At 63.8% G+C, this 22,383-nt stretch carries 25 protein-coding genes and 1 tRNA gene; 8 read left to right on the forward strand and 18 right to left on the reverse strand.

Going from position 1 to position 22,383, the window contains the following annotated elements; genetic code table 11:
• Positions 1 to 79: 79 nt before the first annotated feature.
• On the forward strand, positions 80 to 1,543 hold the full coding sequence (locus tag ACM9ME_RS10515; RefSeq protein ID WP_415643413.1) for a flavin-containing monooxygenase: 1,464 nt from the start codon (positions 80 to 82) through the stop codon (positions 1,541 to 1,543).
• A 27-nt stretch (positions 1,544 to 1,570) separates the two neighbouring features.
• Here ACM9ME_RS10515 and ACM9ME_RS10520 read toward each other — a convergent pair whose 3' ends face one another.
• Both ACM9ME_RS10520 and ACM9ME_RS10525 read right to left on the reverse strand, forming a co-directional pair.
• Complete coding sequence (locus ACM9ME_RS10520) at positions 1,571 to 2,347, reverse strand: sulfotransferase (protein WP_415643414.1); 777 nt, start codon at positions 2,345 to 2,347, stop codon at positions 1,571 to 1,573.
• 168 nt (positions 2,348 to 2,515) lie between these two features.
• Positions 2,516 to 3,133, reverse strand: coding sequence for a DNA-3-methyladenine glycosylase family protein (locus ACM9ME_RS10525; protein ID WP_415643415.1), 618 nt, complete (start codon positions 3,131 to 3,133; stop codon positions 2,516 to 2,518).
• 62 nt (positions 3,134 to 3,195) lie between these two features.
• Between ACM9ME_RS10525 and ACM9ME_RS10530 the strand changes: the two genes are divergently transcribed.
• Complete coding sequence (locus ACM9ME_RS10530; protein ID WP_415643416.1) at positions 3,196 to 3,513, forward strand: 2Fe-2S iron-sulfur cluster-binding protein; 318 nt, start codon at positions 3,196 to 3,198, stop codon at positions 3,511 to 3,513.
• Between the two features lie 33 nt (positions 3,514 to 3,546).
• Here ACM9ME_RS10530 and ACM9ME_RS10535 read toward each other — a convergent pair whose 3' ends face one another.
• The 6 genes from ACM9ME_RS10535 to ACM9ME_RS10560 form a co-directional block, all read right to left on the reverse strand.
• A complete protein-coding gene (locus ACM9ME_RS10535) occupies positions 3,547 to 4,392 on the reverse strand; it encodes a hypothetical protein (RefSeq protein ID WP_415643417.1) in 846 nt (281 codons plus the stop codon).
• A gap of 33 nt (positions 4,393 to 4,425) precedes the next feature.
• The gene (gene rlmB / locus ACM9ME_RS10540) at positions 4,426 to 5,169 is read right to left on the reverse strand and encodes a 23S rRNA (guanosine(2251)-2'-O)-methyltransferase RlmB (RefSeq protein WP_415643418.1); all 744 of its coding nucleotides are present in this window, start codon (positions 5,167 to 5,169) and stop codon (positions 4,426 to 4,428) included.
• 26 nt (positions 5,170 to 5,195) lie between these two features.
• A tRNA-Tyr gene (locus ACM9ME_RS10545) sits at positions 5,196 to 5,281 on the reverse strand.
• 64 nt (positions 5,282 to 5,345) lie between these two features.
• Positions 5,346 to 5,669 (reverse strand): hypothetical protein, encoded by a 324-nt coding sequence (locus ACM9ME_RS10550; RefSeq protein ID WP_415643419.1) that lies wholly within the window; start codon positions 5,667 to 5,669, stop codon positions 5,346 to 5,348.
• Positions 5,670 to 5,681: 12 nt separating this feature from the next.
• Positions 5,682 to 6,974, reverse strand: a complete 1,293-nt coding sequence (locus ACM9ME_RS10555; RefSeq protein ID WP_415643420.1) for a homoserine dehydrogenase — start codon at positions 6,972 to 6,974, stop codon at positions 5,682 to 5,684.
• Positions 6,971 to 7,915 carry an isopenicillin N synthase family dioxygenase gene (locus ACM9ME_RS10560; protein WP_415643421.1) on the reverse strand — a complete coding sequence of 315 codons (945 nt, stop codon included), beginning with the start codon at positions 7,913 to 7,915 and terminating at the stop codon, positions 6,971 to 6,973. Before ACM9ME_RS10560 ends, ACM9ME_RS10555 begins: the two co-directional genes overlap by 4 nt.
• Positions 7,916 to 8,004: 89 nt before the next feature.
• Here ACM9ME_RS10560 and ACM9ME_RS10565 point away from each other — a divergent pair, with 89 nt between their 5' ends.
• On the forward strand, positions 8,005 to 8,271 hold the full coding sequence (locus ACM9ME_RS10565; RefSeq protein ID WP_415643422.1) for a hypothetical protein: 267 nt from the start codon (positions 8,005 to 8,007) through the stop codon (positions 8,269 to 8,271).
• Between the two features lie 42 nt (positions 8,272 to 8,313).
• On the opposite strand, the gene ACM9ME_RS10570 is transcribed toward ACM9ME_RS10565, so the two are convergent.
• Genes ACM9ME_RS10570 through ACM9ME_RS10600 form a run of 7 tightly spaced genes read right to left on the reverse strand, consistent with a single transcriptional unit; the run spans position 8,314 to position 14,868 of the window.
• Positions 8,314 to 8,676 (reverse strand): DUF3597 domain-containing protein, encoded by a 363-nt coding sequence (locus tag ACM9ME_RS10570; protein WP_415643423.1) that lies wholly within the window; start codon positions 8,674 to 8,676, stop codon positions 8,314 to 8,316.
• 56 nt (positions 8,677 to 8,732) lie between these two features.
• Positions 8,733 to 9,677 carry an SO2930 family diheme c-type cytochrome gene (locus ACM9ME_RS10575; RefSeq protein WP_415643424.1) on the reverse strand — a complete coding sequence of 315 codons (945 nt, stop codon included), beginning with the start codon at positions 9,675 to 9,677 and terminating at the stop codon, positions 8,733 to 8,735.
• Entirely contained in the window at positions 9,674 to 10,882 is a 1,209-nt protein-coding gene (locus ACM9ME_RS10580; protein WP_415643425.1) for a parallel beta-helix domain-containing protein, read from the reverse strand. The genes ACM9ME_RS10575 and ACM9ME_RS10580 overlap by 4 nt, the downstream gene beginning before the upstream one ends.
• Entirely contained in the window at positions 10,879 to 12,294 is a 1,416-nt protein-coding gene (locus ACM9ME_RS10585; RefSeq protein ID WP_415643426.1) for an amino acid permease, read from the reverse strand. Before ACM9ME_RS10585 ends, ACM9ME_RS10580 begins: the two co-directional genes overlap by 4 nt.
• Positions 12,295 to 12,334: 40 nt before the next feature.
• Positions 12,335 to 12,751: a BLUF domain-containing protein gene (locus tag ACM9ME_RS10590; RefSeq protein ID WP_415643427.1), complete on the reverse strand. Its 417-nt coding sequence runs from the start codon at positions 12,749 to 12,751 to the stop codon at positions 12,335 to 12,337.
• A gap of 46 nt (positions 12,752 to 12,797) precedes the next feature.
• Positions 12,798 to 13,700: a crotonase/enoyl-CoA hydratase family protein gene (locus ACM9ME_RS10595; protein WP_415643428.1), complete on the reverse strand. Its 903-nt coding sequence runs from the start codon at positions 13,698 to 13,700 to the stop codon at positions 12,798 to 12,800.
• 4 nt (positions 13,701 to 13,704) lie between these two features.
• Complete coding sequence (locus ACM9ME_RS10600) at positions 13,705 to 14,868, reverse strand: cell wall hydrolase (protein ID WP_415643429.1); 1,164 nt, start codon at positions 14,866 to 14,868, stop codon at positions 13,705 to 13,707.
• 153 nt (positions 14,869 to 15,021) lie between these two features.
• Here ACM9ME_RS10600 and ACM9ME_RS10605 point away from each other — a divergent pair, with 153 nt between their 5' ends.
• A complete protein-coding gene (locus tag ACM9ME_RS10605; RefSeq protein WP_415643430.1) occupies positions 15,022 to 15,759 on the forward strand; it encodes a hypothetical protein in 738 nt (245 codons plus the stop codon).
• A gap of 20 nt (positions 15,760 to 15,779) precedes the next feature.
• Here the strand turns inward: ACM9ME_RS10605 and ACM9ME_RS10610 are convergent, their stop codons facing one another.
• Both ACM9ME_RS10610 and ACM9ME_RS10615 read right to left on the reverse strand, forming a co-directional pair.
• A complete protein-coding gene (locus tag ACM9ME_RS10610) occupies positions 15,780 to 16,451 on the reverse strand; it encodes a spermidine synthase (RefSeq protein WP_415643431.1) in 672 nt (223 codons plus the stop codon).
• Between the two features lie 108 nt (positions 16,452 to 16,559).
• Positions 16,560 to 18,005, reverse strand: a complete 1,446-nt coding sequence (locus ACM9ME_RS10615; RefSeq protein WP_415643432.1) for a flavin monoamine oxidase family protein — start codon at positions 18,003 to 18,005, stop codon at positions 16,560 to 16,562.
• A 147-nt stretch (positions 18,006 to 18,152) separates the two neighbouring features.
• Here ACM9ME_RS10615 and ACM9ME_RS10620 point away from each other — a divergent pair, with 147 nt between their 5' ends.
• The 4 genes from ACM9ME_RS10620 to leuD are packed head-to-tail and all read left to right on the forward strand — an operon-like array spanning position 18,153 to position 21,497.
• Positions 18,153 to 18,566: a c-type cytochrome gene (locus ACM9ME_RS10620; RefSeq protein WP_415643433.1), complete on the forward strand. Its 414-nt coding sequence runs from the start codon at positions 18,153 to 18,155 to the stop codon at positions 18,564 to 18,566.
• The gene (locus ACM9ME_RS10625; RefSeq protein WP_415643434.1) at positions 18,563 to 19,504 is read left to right on the forward strand and encodes an alpha/beta fold hydrolase; all 942 of its coding nucleotides are present in this window, start codon (positions 18,563 to 18,565) and stop codon (positions 19,502 to 19,504) included. The genes ACM9ME_RS10620 and ACM9ME_RS10625 overlap by 4 nt, the downstream gene beginning before the upstream one ends.
• A complete protein-coding gene (gene leuC, locus ACM9ME_RS10630; protein WP_415643435.1) occupies positions 19,501 to 20,904 on the forward strand; it encodes a 3-isopropylmalate dehydratase large subunit in 1,404 nt (467 codons plus the stop codon). The genes ACM9ME_RS10625 and leuC overlap by 4 nt, the downstream gene beginning before the upstream one ends.
• Entirely contained in the window at positions 20,901 to 21,497 is a 597-nt protein-coding gene (leuD, locus tag ACM9ME_RS10635; RefSeq protein WP_415643436.1) for a 3-isopropylmalate dehydratase small subunit, read from the forward strand. Before leuC ends, leuD begins: the two co-directional genes overlap by 4 nt.
• A 204-nt stretch (positions 21,498 to 21,701) precedes the next feature.
• Here leuD and ACM9ME_RS10640 read toward each other — a convergent pair whose 3' ends face one another.
• Positions 21,702 to 22,367, reverse strand: coding sequence for a hypothetical protein (locus ACM9ME_RS10640; RefSeq protein WP_415643437.1), 666 nt, complete (start codon positions 22,365 to 22,367; stop codon positions 21,702 to 21,704).
• Between the last annotated feature and the right edge of the window lie 16 nt (positions 22,368 to 22,383).

Consider the following 22,383-nt stretch of genomic DNA (forward strand, 5'->3'; position numbering starts at 1 on the left):
GCGTCAGGTTGCGGATTGCAACCTTGACGCTCACGTAAACCGCCGCGAGTATCTCCGCCATAATAAGAGGGTGCGGGATATGGAGCATGTGGACGTCCTGATCGTGGGCGCTGGCCTGTCGGGCATCGGCGCCGCGTGGCACATCAAGCACCGTTCGCCCGGGCGCAGCTACGCCATCTGGGAGGCGCGCGGCGCGATCGGCGGGACGTGGGACTTGTTCCGCTATCCCGGCATCCGCTCGGACAGCGACATGCACACGCTAGGCTATCGCTTCAAACCCTGGACCGAAGCCAAAGCCATTGCCGACGGCCCGTCGATCCTGAAATATGTTCAGGACACCGCGCGCGACGAAGGCATCGACAAGCACATCGCGTTCGACACGCGCGTCACGTCCGCAGATTGGGACAGCGCCACCGCACTTTGGACGGTTACCGCACAGCGCGGCGACGCGACCGTCACCACCACGTGCAATTTCCTGCTGATGTGCTCGGGTTATTATAGTTACGCCGAGGGCTATGTTCCGACCTGGGGTGGCGAAGCGGATTTCGCGGGCACATTCGTCCAACCGCAATTCTGGCCAGCCGACCTGGATTACAGCGGCAAGAACGTCGTGGTAATCGGATCGGGCGCGACCGCGATGACATTGGTCCCCGAAATGGCCAAGAAGGCCGCCAAGGTGACGATGCTGCAACGCTCCCCCACCTATGTTGTCTCGCGCCCCGGTGAGGACAAGCTCGCCAACCGCATGCGCAAGCTCCTCGGTGCCAAGGCGGGCTATGCCCTGACCCGCTGGCGCAACGTCGGTTGGCAGCTGTTCTTCTACAATCTGACGCAGCGCAAACCGGCGCAGATCAAGAACCGGCTGATCGGCATGGTCCGCGATGCGCTCGGCCCCGATTACGACGTCGCGACGCACTTTACGCCGCGCTATAATCCGTGGGAACAGCGGATGTGCCTGATTCCGGATGCGGATCTGTTCGAGTCGCTGAAATCGGGGAAGGCCGAAGTCGCGACCGACACGATCGAAAAGTTCGTGTCCGAAGGTATCAAATTGTCGTCGGGCAAAACCTTGCCCGCGGACATCATCGTCACCGCGACGGGACTGAAACTCAACGTGTTCGGCGATGCCAAATTCTCGATGGACGGGGTGCCGGTCGATGTCGGCAAATCGATCATCTACAAGGGGATGATGATTGGCGGTGTGCCCAATTTGACCTTCGTGTTCGGCTATACCAATGCCAGTTGGACGCTGAAGGCCGACCTGACCAGCGAGTTCGTCTGCCGCCTGCTCAACCGTATGAAGGCCAGCGGGACGACCATCGCCACGCCGGTGCTGACCGACGGGATCGAACCCGAACCGTTCCTCGATTTCAGCTCCGGCTACGTCCAGCGCGCGCTCGAACAGCTCCCCAAACAGGGCAGCAAGGCACCGTGGAAACTCCACCAGAATTACGCCAAGGACACATTGACACTGCGTTACGGCAAGCTCGACGACGGCACGATGAAGTTCAGCAATCCGGCGCGAGAGAAGGCGGCCGCTTAGTCATTGGCGGCAGCGTGCCGGGACGAGTCAGTCAAGCGCGCGCTGCCTCGCCATCGGGCTGTTGAGGATCGCCGGCATCGCCCGCGAGCGCAACGAGTCATGGATCGCGAAATCGATCGCATAGAGGCGCCGCAGCCGGTTCTCCTGTTGTACCGTCAGTTCGATATCGAGGTCCGCCGATTCGTTGAGGTGCGCGACATGGCTGAGGTTGGGCAAGCGCATGTCGGCCAGCGCGCTATCCAGTTCGTCGATCAGCAATATCCGATCGACGGCGATCCGGGCGGAGCGATCCGCAACATACCAGAATTGCGGACGGAAGATGTGATCCAGGGCAAAGATGTCGGGGCCCGCCTCGACATGATCCAGCGCGTCGTCGACCGTCGCGAAGCGCGCATAGGTTTCGCGGAAACCCGCCGCGATGCGGTTGCCGGGATTGCCAACAGTACGGGCGAACCGCAAAGCCGATAAGAACCGCTGTGCGGGGTCGCGCCAGATCGCGAAACTTGGCAGACGGTCGACCAGATCCGGAGCGAACCGCCGATAATAACGGATGGTTGGGTGATAGACTTGCCGCCCATACAGCGCCTGCGACACGGCCATGCCGGCGTTTTTGGGAATGTGGATGAACAAGGCGCCCCCATCTTCGATCGCGCGCAACCGGTCACGCCGCTTGCGGTCCAGCGGAACGGGAAATGCGGGCCCGAGCGAGGAACTGCGTTCGTAAACGTCGCCGAACAGACGAACCCCCGCCCGCTCCAGCAGCCATTGGGCCAGTTTTCGCGGAGGAAGACTATCTTCGGGCATACCTCAACACTATCGAACGATGGTGGGTCGATTACTATCGTTCGATATAGTGCGAGCGAAACTACCGCCATGAGTTCCGTTACATTTCGTCAGAAAAAGGCGCACTGTGGCATACCTGCTACACCTGCTTTGCCAACCGGTCCGACATACCGGCAGCATGCCGCCGGGTTAAATCGGCTTGATGCTATATTGGTGCCACGCAAAGATCGCCGCAGCACCGCGATACGGCCGCCATGCCTCGGCCAGTTCGCGCACGAGCGGCTCCTTGGGCCGCTCGCTGTGTCCCAAAATCCGCCCGACCTGTTCCTGCACCGCGAGGTCGCCCGCGGGCCAGATGTCGCCGCGTCCTTCGGCGAACAGCAGGTAAATCTCCGCCGACCATCGCCCGATGCCCTTGACCTTGATCAGCGCGGCAATCGCCTCCTCATCATCCTCGGGCAAATGTTCGAGGTCTAATTCCCCATCGACGATCAGCTGCGCCAAACTCAGCGCATATCCGGTTTTCTGGCGCGAAAACCCCGCTTCCTTCAGCCCATCCGCGCCCACCGCCAACAATGCTCGCGGATCGGTCATGTCGCCCACCGCCGCCGCCAGCTTGTTCCACACCGCCGCCGCCGCATGGACGCTGATCTGCTGTCCGACGATCGTCCGCAGCAACGTTTCATACCCGCGGTCGCGCAAGCGCGGTTCGGGGTAACCCGCCTCCGCCAGCGCCCGCGCAAAAGCGGGCTCCTTCGCCGCCAGCGCATCCAAATCCGCTCGCAGCCGTTCCGCGCTCAATCCCATTGCGTCACTCCCCGCCTGTCCCCATAGCCGCCGCAGTACAGACGAACAGGGAATATCGACCGATGCCGACGCTTTATGTCACCACGCGCGAAGGGGAAACGCTCGAGCTGCAGGGCCAGCCGGGTCTGTCGGTGATGGAGATTATTCGCGACGGCGGCGTGGACGAATTGCTGGCCTTGTGCGGCGGTTGCTGCTCGTGCGCGACGTGCCACGTCCATATTGATCCCGCCTTCGCAGACAAGGTCGCCCCGATGGGCGAGGACGAGAACGACCTGCTCGACAGTTCCGACGACCGCAACGACACCAGCCGCCTGTCGTGCCAGATCCCGTTCACGGATGATCTGGACGGGCTGAAGGTCACGATCGCCAAAGAAGATTAGGTCCTCCCCATCGGGTGACGGGGGAGCACCGCGCTAACGGAGCTTCACCAAAGCCTCCGGCGCAACCGCACTGCGCGCATCCACATTCCATGTGAGTGTCTTCCCGCGCGGTCCCGCCACCGGGCCGTCCTCGGTATTGTTGGTCAGCACTTCGCCATCGGTGGTCAGCACGAACCGCCCCTTTGTACGGTTGGCCGGCAGCTTGTTCATGTCGGCGTTACCCATGCCCATGTCCTTCATCCGCGCCAGCGCGCCCAGCGCGCCATTGCCGACGAACGCCGGGGCCGACACGCGCACCGACCCATCGGTCTGCGGCCGGGCCAGCACGAACGGGAACATCACATTCGCCTGCAACAGCGCCGGGAAAATGAAGTCGTGGCCCAGTTGGCCCGACTTGGCGTAATCGATGTTGAACACGCCGTTCCCGGCATAAGTCGCGCTGCGGAACCCGTCATATTTGGCCAGTTGCGCCGCCATCCGCTGGTTGGCTTCGTCGTCGCCCGGCGCATAACCGAACATCGACGCAAATTGTTTCGACTCCTCGGCAGCCTTTGCCGCCTTAGTCGCCTGCTCGGCTTCCCAGGTTTTCTTCTGCTCGCCGATCTGCGCCAAGGTGCATTTACCGGCATCCATCGAATTGCCGTCGGACGAGCTGTTGTCTTCACAGGTCGCCATGTCGTCGCGCCACACTTCAGGCTTGCCGCCCATCATGTCGTCGGGGATCGCGAAGACGATCTCGCCTTTATAGGCAAAGCTGAACGCGCCGCCGCGCCGCAGGTCGAGTGACGAATCGAACACGCCAGGGGTCAGGAAACATCCCGTCAGCAACAACGGCCCCGCCACCGCCACCACCGCACCGATCATCTTGCGCCACATCATCGTCGCCACTCCCCCAAAGCTCAGAACATCAACCTATCCGGCTCGCTGCTGCGTTGCGTAAAGCGCAATCGCCGCCGCGTTGGAAATATTCAAACTCTCCACCCGGTCGCTGATCGGCAGTCGCGCCAGCACATCGCAATGCTGCGCGACGTTGTGCCGCAGCCCCTCGCCCTCGGCGCCCAGCACCAAGGCGATTTTGCCCGGTGTGAATGCGGCTTCCAGCGTCATGTCGGTCTCGCCGGCCAGTCCGATGCGCCAATAGCCCGCTTCGGCCATCTCCTCGAGCGCGCGACTGAGATTGACGACCCGCGCCCAGGGCACCAGTTCCAGCGCGCCCGATGCCGCTTTGGCCAGTGCGCCGCCCTCGACCGGAGCATGCCGGTCCTGCGTCACGATCGCCGCCGCACCGAACGCCGCCGCCGAACGCAGCACCGCGCCGACGTTGTGCGGATCGGTCACCTGATCCAGCACCAGGATCGGCCCGCCCTCGTCCTGCGCCAAGATGTCGGACAGCCACACGTCTTCAAGTGGATCGACTTCGGCAACCAACCCCTGATGCGGCGCGTCGGCGGGCACCATCCGTCCGAGATCAGCGACATCGGCCAGCACGACCGCCAAATCCTTGGGCAAAGTCAGATGCTCGGACGCCGCCCGCGTCGCCCATAATTTGCGCACCACCCGCTCCGGGTTCGCCAGCGCCGCCTCGACCGCATGCCGCCCCCAAAAGCGCGGCCGCTGCGCATTGCCCGATCCCTGATTTCTTCCGCGTTTTGCCATTACTGGCGCTTACGCGACGAAGCGCATGGTGGACAGGGCTGGATTCGAACCAGCGTACTCCGGAGAGAGCAGATTTACAGTCTGCCGCCTTTAACCACTCGGCCACCTGTCCATCACCGCAGCGCTGCAATGCAGCGCGGCAAGGCGGGCGTCATTGGCCGAAGGGGTCGGGCCTGTCAACGCGCCTCGGGCTGCTCAGTCCACCAGTCGGCATAGCGCGAATTTTTGACCATTTTACGGTTTTCGTCGGGTGCATCATCGTCCCACCAAACCGGCCCACGCTCGCCGAGTTTTATTTTGGCGGTGTCAACATCAGCACGCGCCGATTTGAGCCCGTCCGGATCCCCGACGCGCAAAGCCACGCCAACCGCCCGTCGCGCCGTCATCAACGCGCTCGTCAGCGCCGCTCGCTCACTCTCGCCCAGCCGCGGATCGCTCATCCGCCACAGCCGCCCGCGCACCACGAAATAGCGGCCATCGGGCGTCACCGGATACTTCAATCCAGACCCAGTCTAATCCACAATCGGCATGACCATCGGCCGCCCGATCAGGCTCGCCGAACCCTCCAGCCGCTCGAGCGCCGCCGCCACCGCCCGCGCTGGGCCTTCGTGCGTCGTCATCGCCACCAGCACGCCTTCGCTGTCCCCGGCCCCGCGTTGGATCATGCTCTCGATCGATACCCCGCCATCGCGCATCCCGGCAGTCAGTTCCGCCAGCACGCCCGCACGATCCTGCACGATAAAGCGCAGATACGCCCGCTCACGCCGCGCCCCAGGGTCAGCGCGCGCGGCGGCACTCAAGCTCGCCACCGGCATCCCGAACGCCGTCCCGCCGATGCCGCGCGCAATGTCGATCAAATCCGCGACAACAGCACTCGCCGTCGGTCCTTCGCCCGCCCCGCGCCCTTCGAACAACAGCCGCCCGACGAAATCGCCCTCGGCGACGACCGCATTGGTTGCGCCCGTCACCCGTGCCAACGGATGCCCTTCGCGCACCAGGCACGGCGTCACGCGCTGGTACAGCCCATGCGCATCCGCCGCCGCCACCCCGATCAGGCGCACGCGATAGCCCAGCGCCGCCGCCTCGGCGATGTCGCCCGCGACGACGTCGCGGATGCCGCGCACCTCGACCCCATCGAAATCGGGCCGCGTGCCGAACGCCACCGTCGCGAGAATGGCCAGCTTGTGCGCCGCATCGACACCGTCGATGTCGAACGACGGATCGGCCTCGGCAAAGCCCAGCCGCTGCGCTTCCGCGAGGACATCGGCAAAGTCCGACCCCTTCGCCTCCATCTCGCTCAAAATGTAATTGCACGTCCCGTTGAGGATGCCGTCGACCTGCGCGATGGCATTGGCCGCCGCGCCCTCGCGCAGCCCCTTGATGACGGGAACACCGCCCGCCACCGCCGCTTCGAATTTGAGCGCCACGCCCGCGGCTTCCGCCGCCTCGGCCAGTTCGGCACCATGATGCGCGATCATCGCCTTGTTGGCCGTGACGAAGCCCTTGCCAGCTGCAATCGCCCGCCGCGCGAGCGTCAGCGCCGGTCCGTCGCTCCCGCCGATCAGCTCGACGACGACATCGACATCGTCGCGTCCTGCCAAATCAGCCACATCGTCGGTCCAAGCGAAGCGTGCCAGATCGACCCCGCGATCGCGCGCCCGGTCTCGCGCCGAGACGGCGGCGACTTCGATCGTCCGCCCCGCCCGCCGCGCGATCAGATCGCGATTGGCGTCGAGCAATTTGACCACGCCCGCTCCGACGGTGCCGAGCCCGGCGAGCGCAACGCGCAACGGTTCAGAGCTCACAGGAGGCCGATCTCGCGCAACCGCTGCTGCAAATAATCGTCGGCGGTAATCGCCTCGGGATATTTGTCGGGATTCTCACCGCTGACGCATCCGGGCAGCGTGGCGATAGGGAATTCGCCTGCCAGATGCAGGAAGAACGGCATCGAATAGCGCGAATGCTCGCGCCGTTCGGGCGCCGGATTGACCACGCGATGCGTCGTCGATGGCAGAACATGGTTGGTCAGCCGTTGGAGCATGTCGCCGACGTTGACGACCAGCGCGCCTTGGGGCGGATCGACCTCGAGCCACTTGCCCTCGCGCGTCAGCAATTGCAGCCCGGCCTCTTCGGCGCCCAGCAGCAAAGTGATCAGATTGATGTCCTCATGCGCGCCCGCTCGTATTCCGGGAGCTTCAGCGCTGACCGGCGGATAATGCAGCAGGCGCAGCACCGAATTCCCGTTCTCGACCGGCGTCTCGAACCAGTCGGGTGCCAGCCCGAGCCACGTCGCGATGGCGGACAACAGCTTCGCGCCGACACGATCGAATTCGGCATAAAGCTGTTTGAAAATCGGGTGGAAGTCCACCGGCACATCGGGCCACACATTGGGTGGCATCGTTGCAGTGTAATCCACGCCCTCAGGCAGGTCGCGACCGATGTGCCAGAATTCCTTCAGGTCATTCTCGGTCGCACCTTTGGCGATCTCGATCCCGAAGGGAATGTAACCGCGTGCCCCGCCCTTTTTAGCGCGGTATTTCAGTTTTTCTTCCAGCGGCAGAGCAAAGAATTCGCGCGTCGCGGCCCAGGCGCTTTCGATCAGCGCGGCGTCGATCCCATGATCGACGACGATGCCAAAGCCGAAACGCTGAAAACTGTCGCCGAACGCCTGGGCAAAGCCTGCCGCATCATTGGTTTGCTGGTCGAGCGAAAGCGCCGGAACGCGCTGGAGCGGGGTATCGAGCATGCCGCGGACCCTACCCCCCGCGGGTGTACCGGACAAGGGAACCGCCGCGCCCTTCCGCTGGTTCACCTTGCAAACCAGGAGCGAGAACGATGAACCGCGACGTCAGCGAGCCCTATATCGAAACAAACCCCCAGCAGGAGGGTTCGACTGCCGGCGGACGTCGCCCGGAGGATTCGTCGAACAAGGATGATTATGACGAGGCGCAGCGCGCCGAAATCGCCGAAGTCGAAGGCGGCGGACGCAGCGACGGCACGATCCTGACCGACATGGACGCCGATATGGGCGAGGACATCGATTCGGGCGATATCGAGGATGACGGCGACAATCTGACGACGATCATCGATACAAACATTTAACGACGAAGGGGGCCGGGATGAATACCTAGCCCCCTAAGCGGTTTAGCCGCCGCGCTTGCTCAAACTGTCCATCACCGCCTTGTGCAGCCAGATGTTCATCTCTGCACTGCCATCCAAGGCGCCGGTGTAACCCAGCTCGCTCGCCAGCGTCTTGCGGTTATCGAGGCTCGAATCGAGATCGAGCAGCTTCATCAGGTCCACGATCGAGCTGTCGTAATTCGACGCCGCGCCCTTCTTGGCGGCAATAGCGCGCAGCCGCGCCTCGACATCCTGTGCGCTTGCCGGAACCGGCGCCGCGGGGGCGGGAGTCGCGGCAGCCGCCGTCGGCGCGGCTTGCGTGGCCGGAGCCGCTTCGGCCTCGCTTCCAAAAATCGCGTCTTTGATCTGTCCGAAAATCGTCGCCATGCAGGCCTCCTCTGTGGTGTGCGCACTCAACGCGGCGGGCCGTGGCGTCGTTCCGTTCAGCGCATCGCCGCGATCCAGTTCGCGATCAGCGCGACGCCTTCGGTATGGACGGTCGCGCGACCCAATTCAGGCATCGCCACGCCGGGTTCGGTCGACGCCATGCGGTAGGTCATGATCGACGCTTCGGGATGACCGGGATCGATCGCGACCATCCGCCCGCCGCTGCCGCGCCCAGCCGCCACCGGCGACTTGCCGATGCCCAGAGACGGACCGACCGGTTTGTCCCAACCGAGATACAGCCCCGAATTGCTCGCCGAGCCTTCGGGCTTGTGACAATGCGCGCAATTCACCTCCAGATATGCACGCGCCCGAAGTGCAATCGGTTGCGTCGGGTCATCCCAACGCGGCAGTTTGGCGACGGCCGGGGCCGCATTCACCAGACCCGCCTTTTGCCAGGCAACGAGCTGCCCATCGTCGATGTTGCGCGCTTTGGGCCCGATTGGGGTCAGCAGCGCACCGGTCTGGTGGCATTCCTTGCACTGGTTCACGTTGGGCACCGCGTAACTGATCGCTTGCCCCTTGACCGTCGCCGCCAGTCGCGTGCCGCCACGTTTGAGCACCGCATCCGCGCCGTCCCACACATAAGGCAGCGCTTGCCACCCCGCGCCACGGTGCAGCAGCACGCGCGTCTCGAGCTTGCGGTCGCCGTAACGGAACGTCTTGATAATCGCGGCGCCCTGCGGGAATTGCACCGTCCCCGCTGCGTCGAAACTCACGCGCGTGTTTGGCGGCAAATAGAACCAGCGGTCTTTGTCGGTATAATCCGAAAACAGCGTGGTGTTGAGGTGATAAGCCGTCACCCGCGCATTGGGTGCCCCGCCGTTGAAGAAGCGATAGTCGGACAGTTTCGGCGGCAACGTATCGCCCGTGATCAGCGCGTCATCGACCTGTGGCAGCGGCGCCGTGCCGAGGAGCAGTAACGCCGCGAGTGCGCGCTTCACTTTGTCCCCTTCTCCGCGACCGCCGCTTCCATCGACGCGGGCAAGACCACTGCGGCGGGCTCAGGGACCGGACGCCCGACCGTCAGATCGACCGGGCCGGGCCGGGCCTGCTCCACCGGCGTCAGCGCTTCGGGCAGATTGAGGCTGACCACCGGCGCGGTATCGTTGACGATGATGTTGGTGCGCTCGCGCCCGCCCGCGCCGTCCCAGAATATCGGTGCGAGGCTGCCGCCCATTGCCGCCGCCAATTCCTTGCCGCCGACGAAACCGGGCGCCCAGCCCGCGCGACCGTGCTTGTTGTCGCGCACCACGACGTCGCGCGGCAACGGGTTATAGGTCGCATCGGTGAACGGCCGCTTGTACGCGACGACCATCACGTTGACCGTGGCGTTCTCGCTCAGCGCGTTGCGAAACACATGCACGTCGCGATTGGCCATGACCATCACCCCCGTGCCGTTGGGCACGCTGGCGACGATATTGCCCTTGGGGGCGAAATTGGCGGTATCGTTTTCCGACACCACATTCTCGAACACGCGGATCGAATGTCCGCCCATTTGCGGCAGATTGGGTAGGTCGAATACCAGGATCCCGCCGGTATTGTGGCTAGCGATGTTGTGGAACACGTCGGCGCGATAACTATTCTCGATCTCGATCCCGGCGACATTGCCCGACGCGATATTGTTGCGCACGACGATGTCCTGCGACTGGCCGACATAAATGCCCGCGTCCGACGCGCCCTTGACGATGCACCCGTCGATCAACACCCATTTGCTCGCCACCGGATACAGGCCGTACGCGCCGTTGGTCGGCTTCGGCCCGCCGGTCCATTCGACGCGGAGGTTTTTATAGACTGTCCGCTCGACGCCCTTGGACTTGATCGCATCGCCCTTGGCATCCTCGACTGCGAAGTCGCGCAACACCACGTCGGACGACGTGACCAGCAAGCCCTCGCCCGCTCCCTGTTGGCCCTTGAAATCGAGCACGGTCTTGTCCGCCCCGGCCCCGCGCACCGTCACCCGCGCGACATCGAGCGACAATCCGTCGGTCAGCACGAAACGCCCGGCGGCGAGTTGCACGACATCGCCCGGCTGCGCGTCGATGAGCGCCGTTTGCAGCCGTTCCTGCACGTCCGGCCCGGGGGCGACGTTGATCGTCTTGGCGGCGATCGGCGCCGCAATGAGGATGAGAGGGAGGAACAGCTTCATGCCAACACCGCCTTTCGCCGTGCGTAGAGGAAATAGATCAGCAGCCCGATACCGTTCCACACGAAGAAACTGATCTGCGTGATCGGCTGGAGGCTGGTGAACAGATAAAGGCACCCGAGGATCGCCGCCGGGCACACGAACCAGGCGAGCGGCGTGCGGAAACTCCGCTCCATGTCGGGCGCACGGCGACGCATGACGAGGACGCAGGCCGCGACCGCGATGAACGCGCAGAGCGTCCCGGCATTGGCCAGGCTGGCGATCAGATCGAGCGGCGACAACCCGGCAATCACTGCAACGAATATCGCGGTCAGCCAAGTGATCTTGGCCGGTGTGCCGCGCTTCGACACTTCGGCCAATTTCATCGGCAGGAACCCGTCGCGCGCCATGACCAGGAAGATGCGGCTTTGCCCGTACAGGAACGCGAGCAGCACGGTCGGCAACGCGATCGCCGCCGCCGCCGCGACGACCGTCGCCACATTATCCTGTCCGATCGACCGCAGGATCACTGCCAGCGGCTCGGGGCTTTTGGCGAACCCCGAGAACGTCATCGCTCCGACCGCCACGAACGCGACACCCATATAGATGATCGTGCAGGCGATCATCGATCCGACGATGCCGATGGCCAGGTCGCGCTTGGGATTCTTGGCTTCCTCGGCCGCGGTCGAGATCGCGTCGAAGCCGTAAAAGGCGAAAAAAATGATCGCCGACGCGGCCATCACGCCGTGCTTCACGCCGGTGCCATCGTTCGCCGCGCCATAACCGAACGGCGCGAACGGATGCATGTTGGCGGTGTCGACGTGTGGCAAGGCGACGGCGACGAACAACGCCAGCGTGACGAGCTTCAGCACCACCAAAGCAGTGTTGATCGTCGCGCTCTCCTTCGTCCCCGCGCTGAGCAGCCCGGCAACGACGAAGATAATGAACACCGCCGGCACGTTCAGCCCCCATGCGGTCACCGCACCGTCGACCACGGTTGGGCCGTGCCGCAACATTTCGGGCAGATGCACGCCCACGCCGTCGAGGAATCCGCTGGCATAGCCCGACCAGCCGACTGCGACCGTCGCCACGACCAACGAATATTCGAGGATCAGCGACCAACCGACGACCCAGGCGATCACCTCGCCCAGCACAGTGTAGCTATAGGTGTAGGCGCTACCCGACGCGGGGATCATCGTTGCCATTTCGGCATAGGCCAGCGCGGCGCAGGCGCAGATCGCCCCCGCCACTGCGAAACTGACCAGCACTGCCGGTCCAGCGCGGCCTGCGCCGACGCCGATCAAGGTAAAGATGCCGGTGCCGACAATCGCGCCGATGCCCAGCGCCAGCAAATGCGGCCAGCCGAGCGTTCGCGCCAATTGCTGATGGACGGGGAGTTCGGTCGAAAAAGCCTTGCGGCGGAAAAGCGCGCTCATCGCACGGACGCTAGTGGGTGCCATGCGAGTTGCAAAGCGATCAATCCGCCGATGAAATCTCGTGCAGCGTATCGATGATCAGCTGACGAATTTCCGGCGCGACACTCGGGCCAAAATCATCTTCAAGATTGGTGACCGCAGCCATGTGCGCGCGGTCGATCTTGAGCAGTTTCATATTCCAAGTACCGAAACTACGCTGCTCGATAACGCGCTCATCACGCACCTGAATAGCGCAATGTCGCGGGTCGCGCCCCAAACGCGCCATCATCGCAGTGACGGCATTATCGCCTCCCTCAAGCAACTGGAGAAAGACATTGCCGTCGTGGATCAGGACGCCGGTGATACCGTCAATCGCATTGTTTTCGACCGATGTCTTATACAAACGAAAAATCTGATCATCATCGAGCGGCGCAGTACAGCGGCTCACATAGAGCAATGATTTCAGCGGCCCCTGCACGTTTCGGCTGTGCAACTGCCTGATAAGCCAGTCAATTGATCCAGGTTTACCAGGCAGGATCGTCAAGCCAAGGCGAGAATTCCGGCAAGTCGTTACTGACCCGGTCCGGATAATTCGCGGCGCGTTTTTCGAGGAAACTTGCGACGCCTTCCTTCGCATCGCCGCTTGCGCCGCGCGACCAGATCATCCGGCTGTCGAGGCGGTGCGCCTCCATCGGGTGCGCCGCGCCCATCATCCGCCACAGCGCCTGCCGCGTGAGGGCGATCGACACCGGCGCACTCTCACTGGTCAGGTCCTTGGCGAACGCGCGGGCAGCGGGGAGCAGGTCTTCGAGCGCATGAACGCTGCGCACCAGCCCGCCCTTCAACGCTTCATCCGCGCCGAACACACGTCCCGAATAACACCATTCGAGTGCCTGGCTGATCCCGACCAGGCGCGGCAGGAACCAGCTCGAGGCGGCTTCTGGCACGATCCCGCGTCGCGCGAATACGAAACCGAAACGCGCGCTGTCGCTGGCCAGACGGAAATCCATCGGCAGCGTCATCGTCGCGCCGATCCCCACCGCGGCACCGTTGATCGCGCCGATCACCGGTTTCTTGCAGGCGAAGATGCGCAACGTCACCTTGCCGCCGCCATCACGTATACCGGGATGATCGAAATCGACCGACCCGTCGTCGCGCATCGGCGAGTCTTCGCCCCATTTGCCGCCGCGCTTGGCGTAATCGAACGTGTCGCCGCCCAATCCCAGATCGGCTCCGGCGCAGAACGCTCGTCCGTCGCCCGTCACGATTACCGCGCGGACCGCATCATCAGCGTCGGCCAGATCGAAAGCCGAGATCATCTCCCGCATCATCACCGGGGTGAATGCGTTCATCCGGTCGGGCCGGTAGAGCGTCAGCGTCGCGATACCATCGTCGATGGCATATTTGATCGTTTCGAATTCGCTCATCTTCTCACTCCGTCATCGCTGTGGTCTGGGCGCCGACCGGACCAGTGCCGGGAATACACTGTGCCGCATCGGGCCGCTTGAACACGCGGCAATTCCACAATGCCTGATCGTGCGCCAGACTGCCGCGCCGTCGATACAGGAACGACACCGCCTGCATGTTCGCCGGTCGGATCGGCACGGCGCGGGGGATTTGCTCGGCCTTGAGCCAGCCCATCACGGTGCATTCGCTCTTGCCCCGGCAAATGCCCAAAGCGGTTGAGGCATAGCTGCCCGGAAACGCATCCTTGTCGAGTTGCAGGACATATTGCGCACGGTCCGGGTCGATCAAACGCGGGACGTTTTTGCCGAGTGTCGCCTGCGACACGTTGGGGATGACCACCGGCGGAGGCCCGACTGTCGCGGCGGCCTCGGCACTCAAGCCTGGCGCGAGATAGGCGATGCGCGGGTCGAGCGGCTCGTTGCCCGCATAACCGCCACGAAACGCGGGCTGCGTTCCCCACCAGCCCTTCCAGCGGAAAAACAAATGCGTCTTGACCCGCGCGATCTTGTCGAGCGTCGGACCCCAATAAGGCATGACCCAATCGGTATGATAATGCGTCGCGAGGCCGACGCGCTTGTCGACCGTGCCCTGCAGCGCATGTTCCGCCACGGTTCGTGCGCGCGCCCATGCCGCTGCCGCCGGCTGGCGCGACGCGAGTGAGCCGTCGCACGCAAAGGTGAACTGGCATCCCGTGCTGCGCTCCGCTCCCTGGAAGACCACCGCACAGATTGATTTGGGAAAGGCCGGATGACGCACGCGGTTGAGCACGACCTGATCGACCGATTTCTGCCGGTCGGCATCGTCGCCCGCTTCGTAATAGCCCGCCGCGGCAAGGCAGGTGATGGCCTTTTCGCGTTCGTCGCCGACGGCACTCAGATTATACGGGCGCGCCGGCGGATTGGCACCGGCGGCAAACGGCACTGCCTCGTTGAGCTTGCGCGCGTCGTCGGGCGAAATATCGACGTTGACGACCGGCTCAACTGCGGGTGGTGGCGTGGGCGGCTTGCTGACATCCTCGACCGTTTGAACCCTTATTGGCGCCGACGATTTGCGTCGTTGCAAAGCGACGATCACTGCGACGACCAACAGCAACACCGCAACGCCGACCCATAGCCACCGGCGATCCATCCGAGGCAACACCCGACGGACAGGAAACTGATTGTCTGGTGCTGACACGAACAGGCCCCATTGCGGCGCGGCCCATGATCGGCCAATCGCTCATCGCGCGTTCATGCCGCCTCGGCACAGGACTGGCAAATCCTCCCGTGAGCAGGACAGTAAGTGTCGGCGACCATCGACCCGGGCGATCCGGGTTCTTTCCTGCACCCGAAACGGTCGCGGCGCGGCGCGTCGTTCGCGCTCGCCTTGGCGATCGAATTCGCGTTGCTGCTGCTGGTCTGGTTCAGCCCGAACTTCCGTGAACTCGTCAAGCATCCCAGCCGCGTGCTCAAGACGTTCGATTTCAAGATGCCGCGCGCGGGCGGCGCGCCCAAGGCGCCGACCAGCGGCAAGAAGCAGGTGCAGGTGCACTCGGTCGAACCGCCGCTGCCTCCCCCGGTGCTACCGCCGCCCGTCGCCGTGCCAAAGCCGCCGCCCAATCCCCTGGCGATGAGTTCGTCGGATTACGCCGCGACCGACATTTCGAAACTCGGCAGCGGCAAGGGCGGATCGAGCAGCGGCAAGGGCACGGCTTATGGCCCGCCCGACGGAATGGGCAGCGAATATGCGCTGGCCGATTGGTACCGGCGTCCACCCGACGGGGTATTGAGACCCTATCTGACGAAGGACACGCCGACCGGCTGGGGCCTGATCGTCTGCCAGGTGGTCGAACATTATCACGTCGACAATTGCCGCGCGCTGACCGAATCCCCCGCCGGATCCGGACTGGCGCGCGCGATGCGGCAGGCGTCGTATCAATTCCTCGTCAAACCGCCGACTGAGAATGGCCGACCGATGATCGGCGCATGGGTGCGCATTCGGTTTGACCTGTTGCCCGCAGGCTCAGGCGAAGACAATTAGATCCGGGACGGTTAAACGGCCTAATTCGCGGTCGCGAACCACAAGGTGTGCGTCGCGCCTTTGCCGTTCTCGCGGGCGCGGACTTGAACTTCGTCGATATCGAAACCGGATTGTTTCAGCCGTCGGGTGAATGCCGCGTCTGCGCCCGCCGACCAGATAGCGAGAATGCCCCCCGGCCGTAATGCCGCTCGCGCGCGCGCCAGTCCGGTCATGGTGTACAGCCCGTCATTGGCCTCGCGGGTCAATCCGTCCGGACCATTGTCGACGTCCAGCAATATCGCATCATAGGCGTGGCTCGCTGAGCTGATCAGCTTGCCGACATCGTCGATTTCGATCTCCACACGAGGATCGTCGAGGCAATCGCCGGTGATGTGCTGCAGGGGGCCGCGCGCCCATTCGATGATTCCGGGGACCAGTTCCGCAACAACGATCCGCGCTGCTGCCCCAACCTCTCCGAGAACCGCGCGCAGCGTGAAGCCCATGCCATAGCCGCCGATGAGAAATCGCGGCGCCGGGTTCCCCTGCAACCGGGCGCAGGTCATCGTGCCGAGTGCCTTTTCGGATCCGCTCATGCGGCTACTCATCAAATCGTTGCGATCGAGCATGATGATGAAGTCGCCGCCATGCCGGATCAGCCTCAGTGGCGGACCGCCCGGCACTTCCGCCACGCCAATCAGTTCGCGGGGGATCATTGGTACGACGTATCGAAAGCGGACATCAGTCTGGTGAATCCGAATGGAAACGGCCAGACATAGCGCCGAATACAGGCGGTGTCTCGGATGGCTCCTTCGTACCAACCGTCAGGAGAGGATTTCGATCGCGACGCGTTCCGACGATTCCAGGGCGCCCTCAATCCCGCGCGCGCCGACTGCGGTGTGCTCGCCACAAAAATGCACGCGGCCGGCGGGAGCCGACATCGTCGAGGCGAGGGCAGCAACCTGGCCCGGGGCGAACACCGCCCATGCGCCGCCGCTAAACACTTCATTTTCCCAAGAATGCAGCGCGGCGGGCACGATCTGTCCCTTCGCAGCGGGCCGATACGTTTCGATCGTACGGGCGATCAGATCGAGTGCCGCAGACTTGCCCAGCCGGTCCCAATAGCGCGCCAGATTGCCACGCGCCTGCAACAGCAGGCCCGTAACCTCCGTATCGGTAGGGCCGAAATGCTGCGCGAGCACAGTGCCGGCCGGGCCGTCCGTCCACATTGACGGGTTGAGCTTGTCCTGTTCCCAATAATTCGTCTTCACAGTCAGGAACGCTACCGACAGGGGCTGCACACCGAGCGTCGCGACCGCTTGCGCCTGCACACCCGCTAGGCCGGGCGTGAACTTCAGCCGCCGCGCCACGGAGAACGGGAGCGCGCAGACGATGCGCTTCGCGCGAAAACTGCTGCCATCGGCGCAGGTTACGGTGGCGCCGTCCGCCGCGCTGTCGATCGCCACGGCTTCCTTGTCCATCAGCAGATCGCCCTTGAGCAGCTTGGCCATGGCGACCGGCAGCTTGCTGTTGCCGCCTCTCACCGCCAGCGATCCCGGACCGGCCAGCGCCTGAGCCTTTACGAAGCCATCATTATATTCGAGCATCAGCGCCGACGCATCGAACGCCGAAGTGCCGTAATAGGGCGAGGTGTCATAGGCCAGACGGATCGCCGGATCGGGCAGCCCCTGCGCCTTCAGAAAATCGCGCAGCGATATGTCGAGCGCGGCATTCTTTGGATCGGTCCATTCGGTCCAGTCGGCGAGCGGCGTTCTGGCACCGACCAGTTTGTTGACGATCTCCCATGGCATTACCGTTTTGAGCGCGTCGGGGAAGGGATTGAGCGGTGAGACAGCCCATTGTTCACGAGTTAGGGGCTGACCGCCCAGGAACAGCGCCATGCCGCCCGCGGCGCGGTAGCGGGGCGAAACATCGTACAGTTCGACCCCCGCGCGTTTTGCCGCGTCGATCCCACGACCGTAACCGGCCGCCATCGAATTGAACCCCATTTCCGGCAGGCCCGGTTGGTCGAGCAGGGTGAAGACACGCCCGCCAACACGCTGTCGCGCCTCGAGTACCATGACCGTCTGGCCTTGCTGCTCGAGCAGCCAGGCGGTGTTGAGCCCAGCAATTCCTGCACCAAGCACGATCGTATCAAGCATCGCGCCGCCGACCGGCTTGGTTCGACGGGGGCCAGTAGCTCCATCAAGCACGGTCGCGGTTCCAAGCGCGGCGGCACCCAAAGTGAATGATCGGCGAGTGAGGATCATCGCTTTGCTCCTATCATCACCCACCATTCGATACGATCTTGCTGCCAGTCGATAAGGCGACGGCGGTTGTTCACGCAGCGGATACATCGCGAGTGATAAGTCATACACGGCAGTGGCGCGATATTCGCGCTGACAAAGGAGGACGCTATGACCATTGCCAAGCTCGTATTTGCGCTTGCCGCCGTCAGTGGCGGCTTCATGCTCGTCCCGGATGTGCTGGCGACCGATGCGCCGCCCCCCGCTCGGCCCGACCCTGTCCGCGGAAGCCGGTTGTTCCTGCAATGCCGCGCCTGTCACACAGTCGCGCCGGGGGCGGCGAATACTGTCGGCCCCAATCTGGCGGGGATATTCGGCACAAAGGCGGCCATGCGGTCCGATTACACCTACTCCGCTGCTTTGACGAAGTCGGGGATCACGTGGACCCCGGTCGTGCTCAACGCTTTTATCAAACGACCGACGGCGGCGGTCCCGGGTACCAAAATGGGTTTTGCCGGGGTCGCCGACGCAACGGCGCGCGCCGACCTGATCGCCTATCTGGGTACGCTCAAGGGCAAGAAATGATCGCGCGTCTGGCGGCAGCGCTGCTGCTGGTGTGTGCGCCGGCGTTCGCGCAGACCGCGCCGGGCAAATCGTATCTGACGCTTGGTGAACTGCGCGCGAAATATGCCAATCGCGCGAGTCGCTATGCGACGATTGCTGGCATCGACGTTCATTATAAGGATGAAGGACATGGCCCGGCACTGCTGCTGGTCCACGGATCGTCGAGTACGATGCGGACATGGGACGCGGCAACGCGGCTGCTGACCGCACGTTACCGCGTGATCCGCTATGACGTGCCGGGCCAGGGATTGTCGGGCGATGTGTCCGACCAAGCGGCCGCTACGGTAGCGCCGGCGACTATCGCCGAAGGGTTGCTCGCGCGGCTCAAGGTCACAAAAGTCACGGTGATCGGCGTATCGAGCGGCGGGACTTTGGGCATCCAGCTCGCGGCGCGCCGTCCCGATATGGTCGAGCGGCTGATCATTTCCAACGCGCCGTCGGATCCGGTCGATACGTCTCACATGGTTCTGTCTCCCGCATGGGCCAAAGCTCAGGCCGATGCGAAAGCAAGCGGGTTTCAGAACCACATGTTTTGGAATGAGTTTCTCAGCTATTTCGCGGGGGATGGGCGACGGATCGATGCCGCGACCCGCGCCGGTTTCGTGGACTTCAACCGGCGCTCGCCGAACAAGAATATGATCGCTTTGACGGCCAGGGTTGCCGATCATGCCAAAGCCGTGGCTGCGGACGCCGCGGTACGCGCGCCGACCTTGCTGATTTGGGGCGGCAGCGACAAATTGCTGCCGGCTTCCGCCGGACGCACCCTGCGTGATTACCTGACGGGCACCGATGCGGCGGTCGTTTACATGCCCGACGTCGGGCATTTTCCGCCGATCGAAACGCCCGACCGGTTCGTCCGGATCGCAACTGCGTGGATCGAAGCCGCGACGCCCCGATGACGGCACGCACGCTGTATGACAAATTGTGGGACGCGCACGTCGTTGCCGATTTCGGCGAGGGCGAGGCGTTGCTCTACATCGATCGGCAGCTGGTCCATGAGGTGTCAAGTCCACAGGCATTCCGGGCGTTGCGCGAAAACGGTCGCGCACTGCGCAGACCCGCAACACACCTCGCCGTCGCCGACCATGCAGTGCCGACGCGAAGCCGCGACACCATCATCGATCCGCTGGCGCGGGCGCAAGTTGCTGAATTGGCCGGCAATGCGGCCCAGTTCGGCATGCCCTATCTGCCGCTCGACAGCCCGGGCCAAGGCGTCGTCCATGTCGTCGGACCGGAGTCCGGGTTAACCCTGCCCGGGATCACGCTGGTCTGCGGAGACAGCCACACTACCACCCACGGCGCGTTTGGCGCGCTGGCGTTCGGGATCGGTGCCAGCGAATGCGGCACAGTGATGGCTGCGCAATGTCTGCGCCAGATGCGCGCCAAAACCATGCGCGTGACCTTGACCGGCGAATTGTCGCCATGGGTCTCTGCCAAGGACGTTGCTCTCGCGCTGATCGCCCAAATTGGCGCACTGGGTGCTGCGGGACATGCCGTCGAATATACCGGGCCATCGGTGACGGCGATGTCGATGGCGGCCCGGATGACGCTGTGCAACATGACGATCGAGGCTGGCGGCCGCATCGGGCTGATCGCACCGGATGACACAACCTTCGCCTTCCTGCGCGACCGCAAGCTCGCGCCCAGGGGTACGATGTGGGGTCGCGCGGTCGACCACTGGCGCACGTTGGCCACCGACGCCGATGCGGTGTTCGACCGCGAAGTGACATTCGATTTGGGCGATATCGCGCCGCATGTCACATGGGGCACCACCCCCGACGAAGCCGCGCCGATTACCGCAAACGTACCCGACCCCGCCAAAGCCAATACCGCCAGCGCCAGGCGTCATGCCGAAAAGGCATTGGCATATATGGCGCTCGCCCCCGGTACCTCGATCGAAGCGATTGCGATCGACCGCGTATTCATCGGCAGCTGCACCAACGGACGGATCGAAGATTTGCGCGCCGCCGCCGCCATCGCAAGGGGACGGCGCGTCGCTCCGGGTGTGACCGCGATCGTCGTCCCCGGATCGACCGCGACCAGAGCCGCCGCGGAGGTCGAGGGGCTGGACCGCGTCTTCACCGATGCCGGCTTCGAGTGGCGGCATGCGGGCTGCTCGATGTGCGTGGCCATGAACGACGACCGGCTGAGCCCGGGCGAACGCTGCGCATCGACCAGCAATCGCAACTTCGAGGGACGTCAGGGGGCGGGCGGAAGGACCCATTTGATGAGCCCGGCAATGGCGGCGGCGGCCGGGATCGCCGGACATCTGATCGACGTGCGACGATTGATGGCGTGACGCCTTTCCAAACCCTGACAGGCATTGCCGCGCCGTTGATGGAAGAGAATGTCGATACCGACATCATCTTTCCAGCACGCTTTCTGCTGATCACCGCGCGCTACGGACTGGGGCAATATGTGTTCCACGATCGCCGTGCCGCCGACCCCCACTTCGTACTGAGCCGCGCGCCGTTCGACACCGCGCGTATCCTGATCGCCGACGCCAATTTCGGATCGGGATCGAGCCGCGAACAAGCAGTGTGGGCGCTCGCCGAGATCGGCATTGGTTGCGTAATCGCGCCGAGTTTCGGCGAAATCTTTCAGGCAAATTGTTATCGCAACGGCGTGCTGCCGATCGTTCTGACGCAGGCGGCGGTTGCCGATCTCGCCGTGCTGGCTGGCGCAGGCCGATGGTTTACGGTCGACTTGGGTACGCAACGAATCGTCGTCGATGATGCCGAGACGCGATTTACGGTGCCCGCCGAACAAAAACTGGCAATGCTTAACGGGTGGGACGATACCGCGACGATCCTCAACACCCGCATGGCCGACGTTGACGCGTTCGAGGATCGGCAACGGGTGGCGCAACCATGGCTTTGGGAACACGCATGACCGACGACCTCGCGGCCAATTACGCTCGAGCGTACAACACCCGCGTTGGTTTTGGCGTACGGCCGGCACTGATCCTGATCGATTTCTGCCAAGGATATTTCGACCCGGCGTGCGACCTCTATGCCGACGTTGAGGACGCGCTCGCGGCTGCACTTCGCATCCGTGCAGTCGCACGGGCGGCGGGCGTACCGGCACGCCCGATAACTACTGAGCCTTTACGTGCGGGAAGAGCCGTTTCCAGCGGGCGTCCAGCTGGGACTGCGCCGCACCCTTTCGCGCTGCGGAAACACGCGCCAGCCCGCGCAGGTCAACGTCATGACCGCCAATCCACTTGCCCGCCACTGTGTAGCCAAGGTCGTAGATCGCGACGTCGACGTGCGGCTCTCCACTGACGATGAAACGCGTCTCGATCAGCACCGGCAGCTTCTCGTCGCCGCGGCTGTCATCTGGCATCCCCGCATTCTCTCGAGCCCGCTTCAGGGGCTGAGCGAACCAGGCTGTTTCGATACGCGGCTCTCCCGTCGTCTTGGCGGGCGCTGCAGCCAGCGCCGTCGGAAACGTTATCGTCTGTTCCTGGATCGTCTGCTCTGAGGAGGTCGGGGCCAAAGCCAGCCCTCGCTTGTCGGCTGACGCCGTAAGGACCAGCCGTTCTGCACGCGATGCCGCCTTCTGCGTCTCCGCTGCTTTCGACGCTTGGTCCGCGCTTCGTTCGGACCAGCTGTTCCACAGCGTCAGTGCAGAGATAAGCACGGCGATGACCGCGAGCGCTTCTCCGATCGTGATCCATCGCCGACGGATCGATGCCGCTTCGGCGTCTCGAGCTTCCTGGCTAGGTGGCGGCGGTTCGCTGCCGGGTTGTTCGGTATCCACTCGCTTGTTCCAACAT

Source organism: Sphingomonas antarctica (genome assembly GCF_965137005.1).
In the GTDB taxonomy this organism is placed as follows: domain Bacteria; phylum Pseudomonadota; class Alphaproteobacteria; order Sphingomonadales; family Sphingomonadaceae; genus Sphingomonas_O; species Sphingomonas_O antarctica.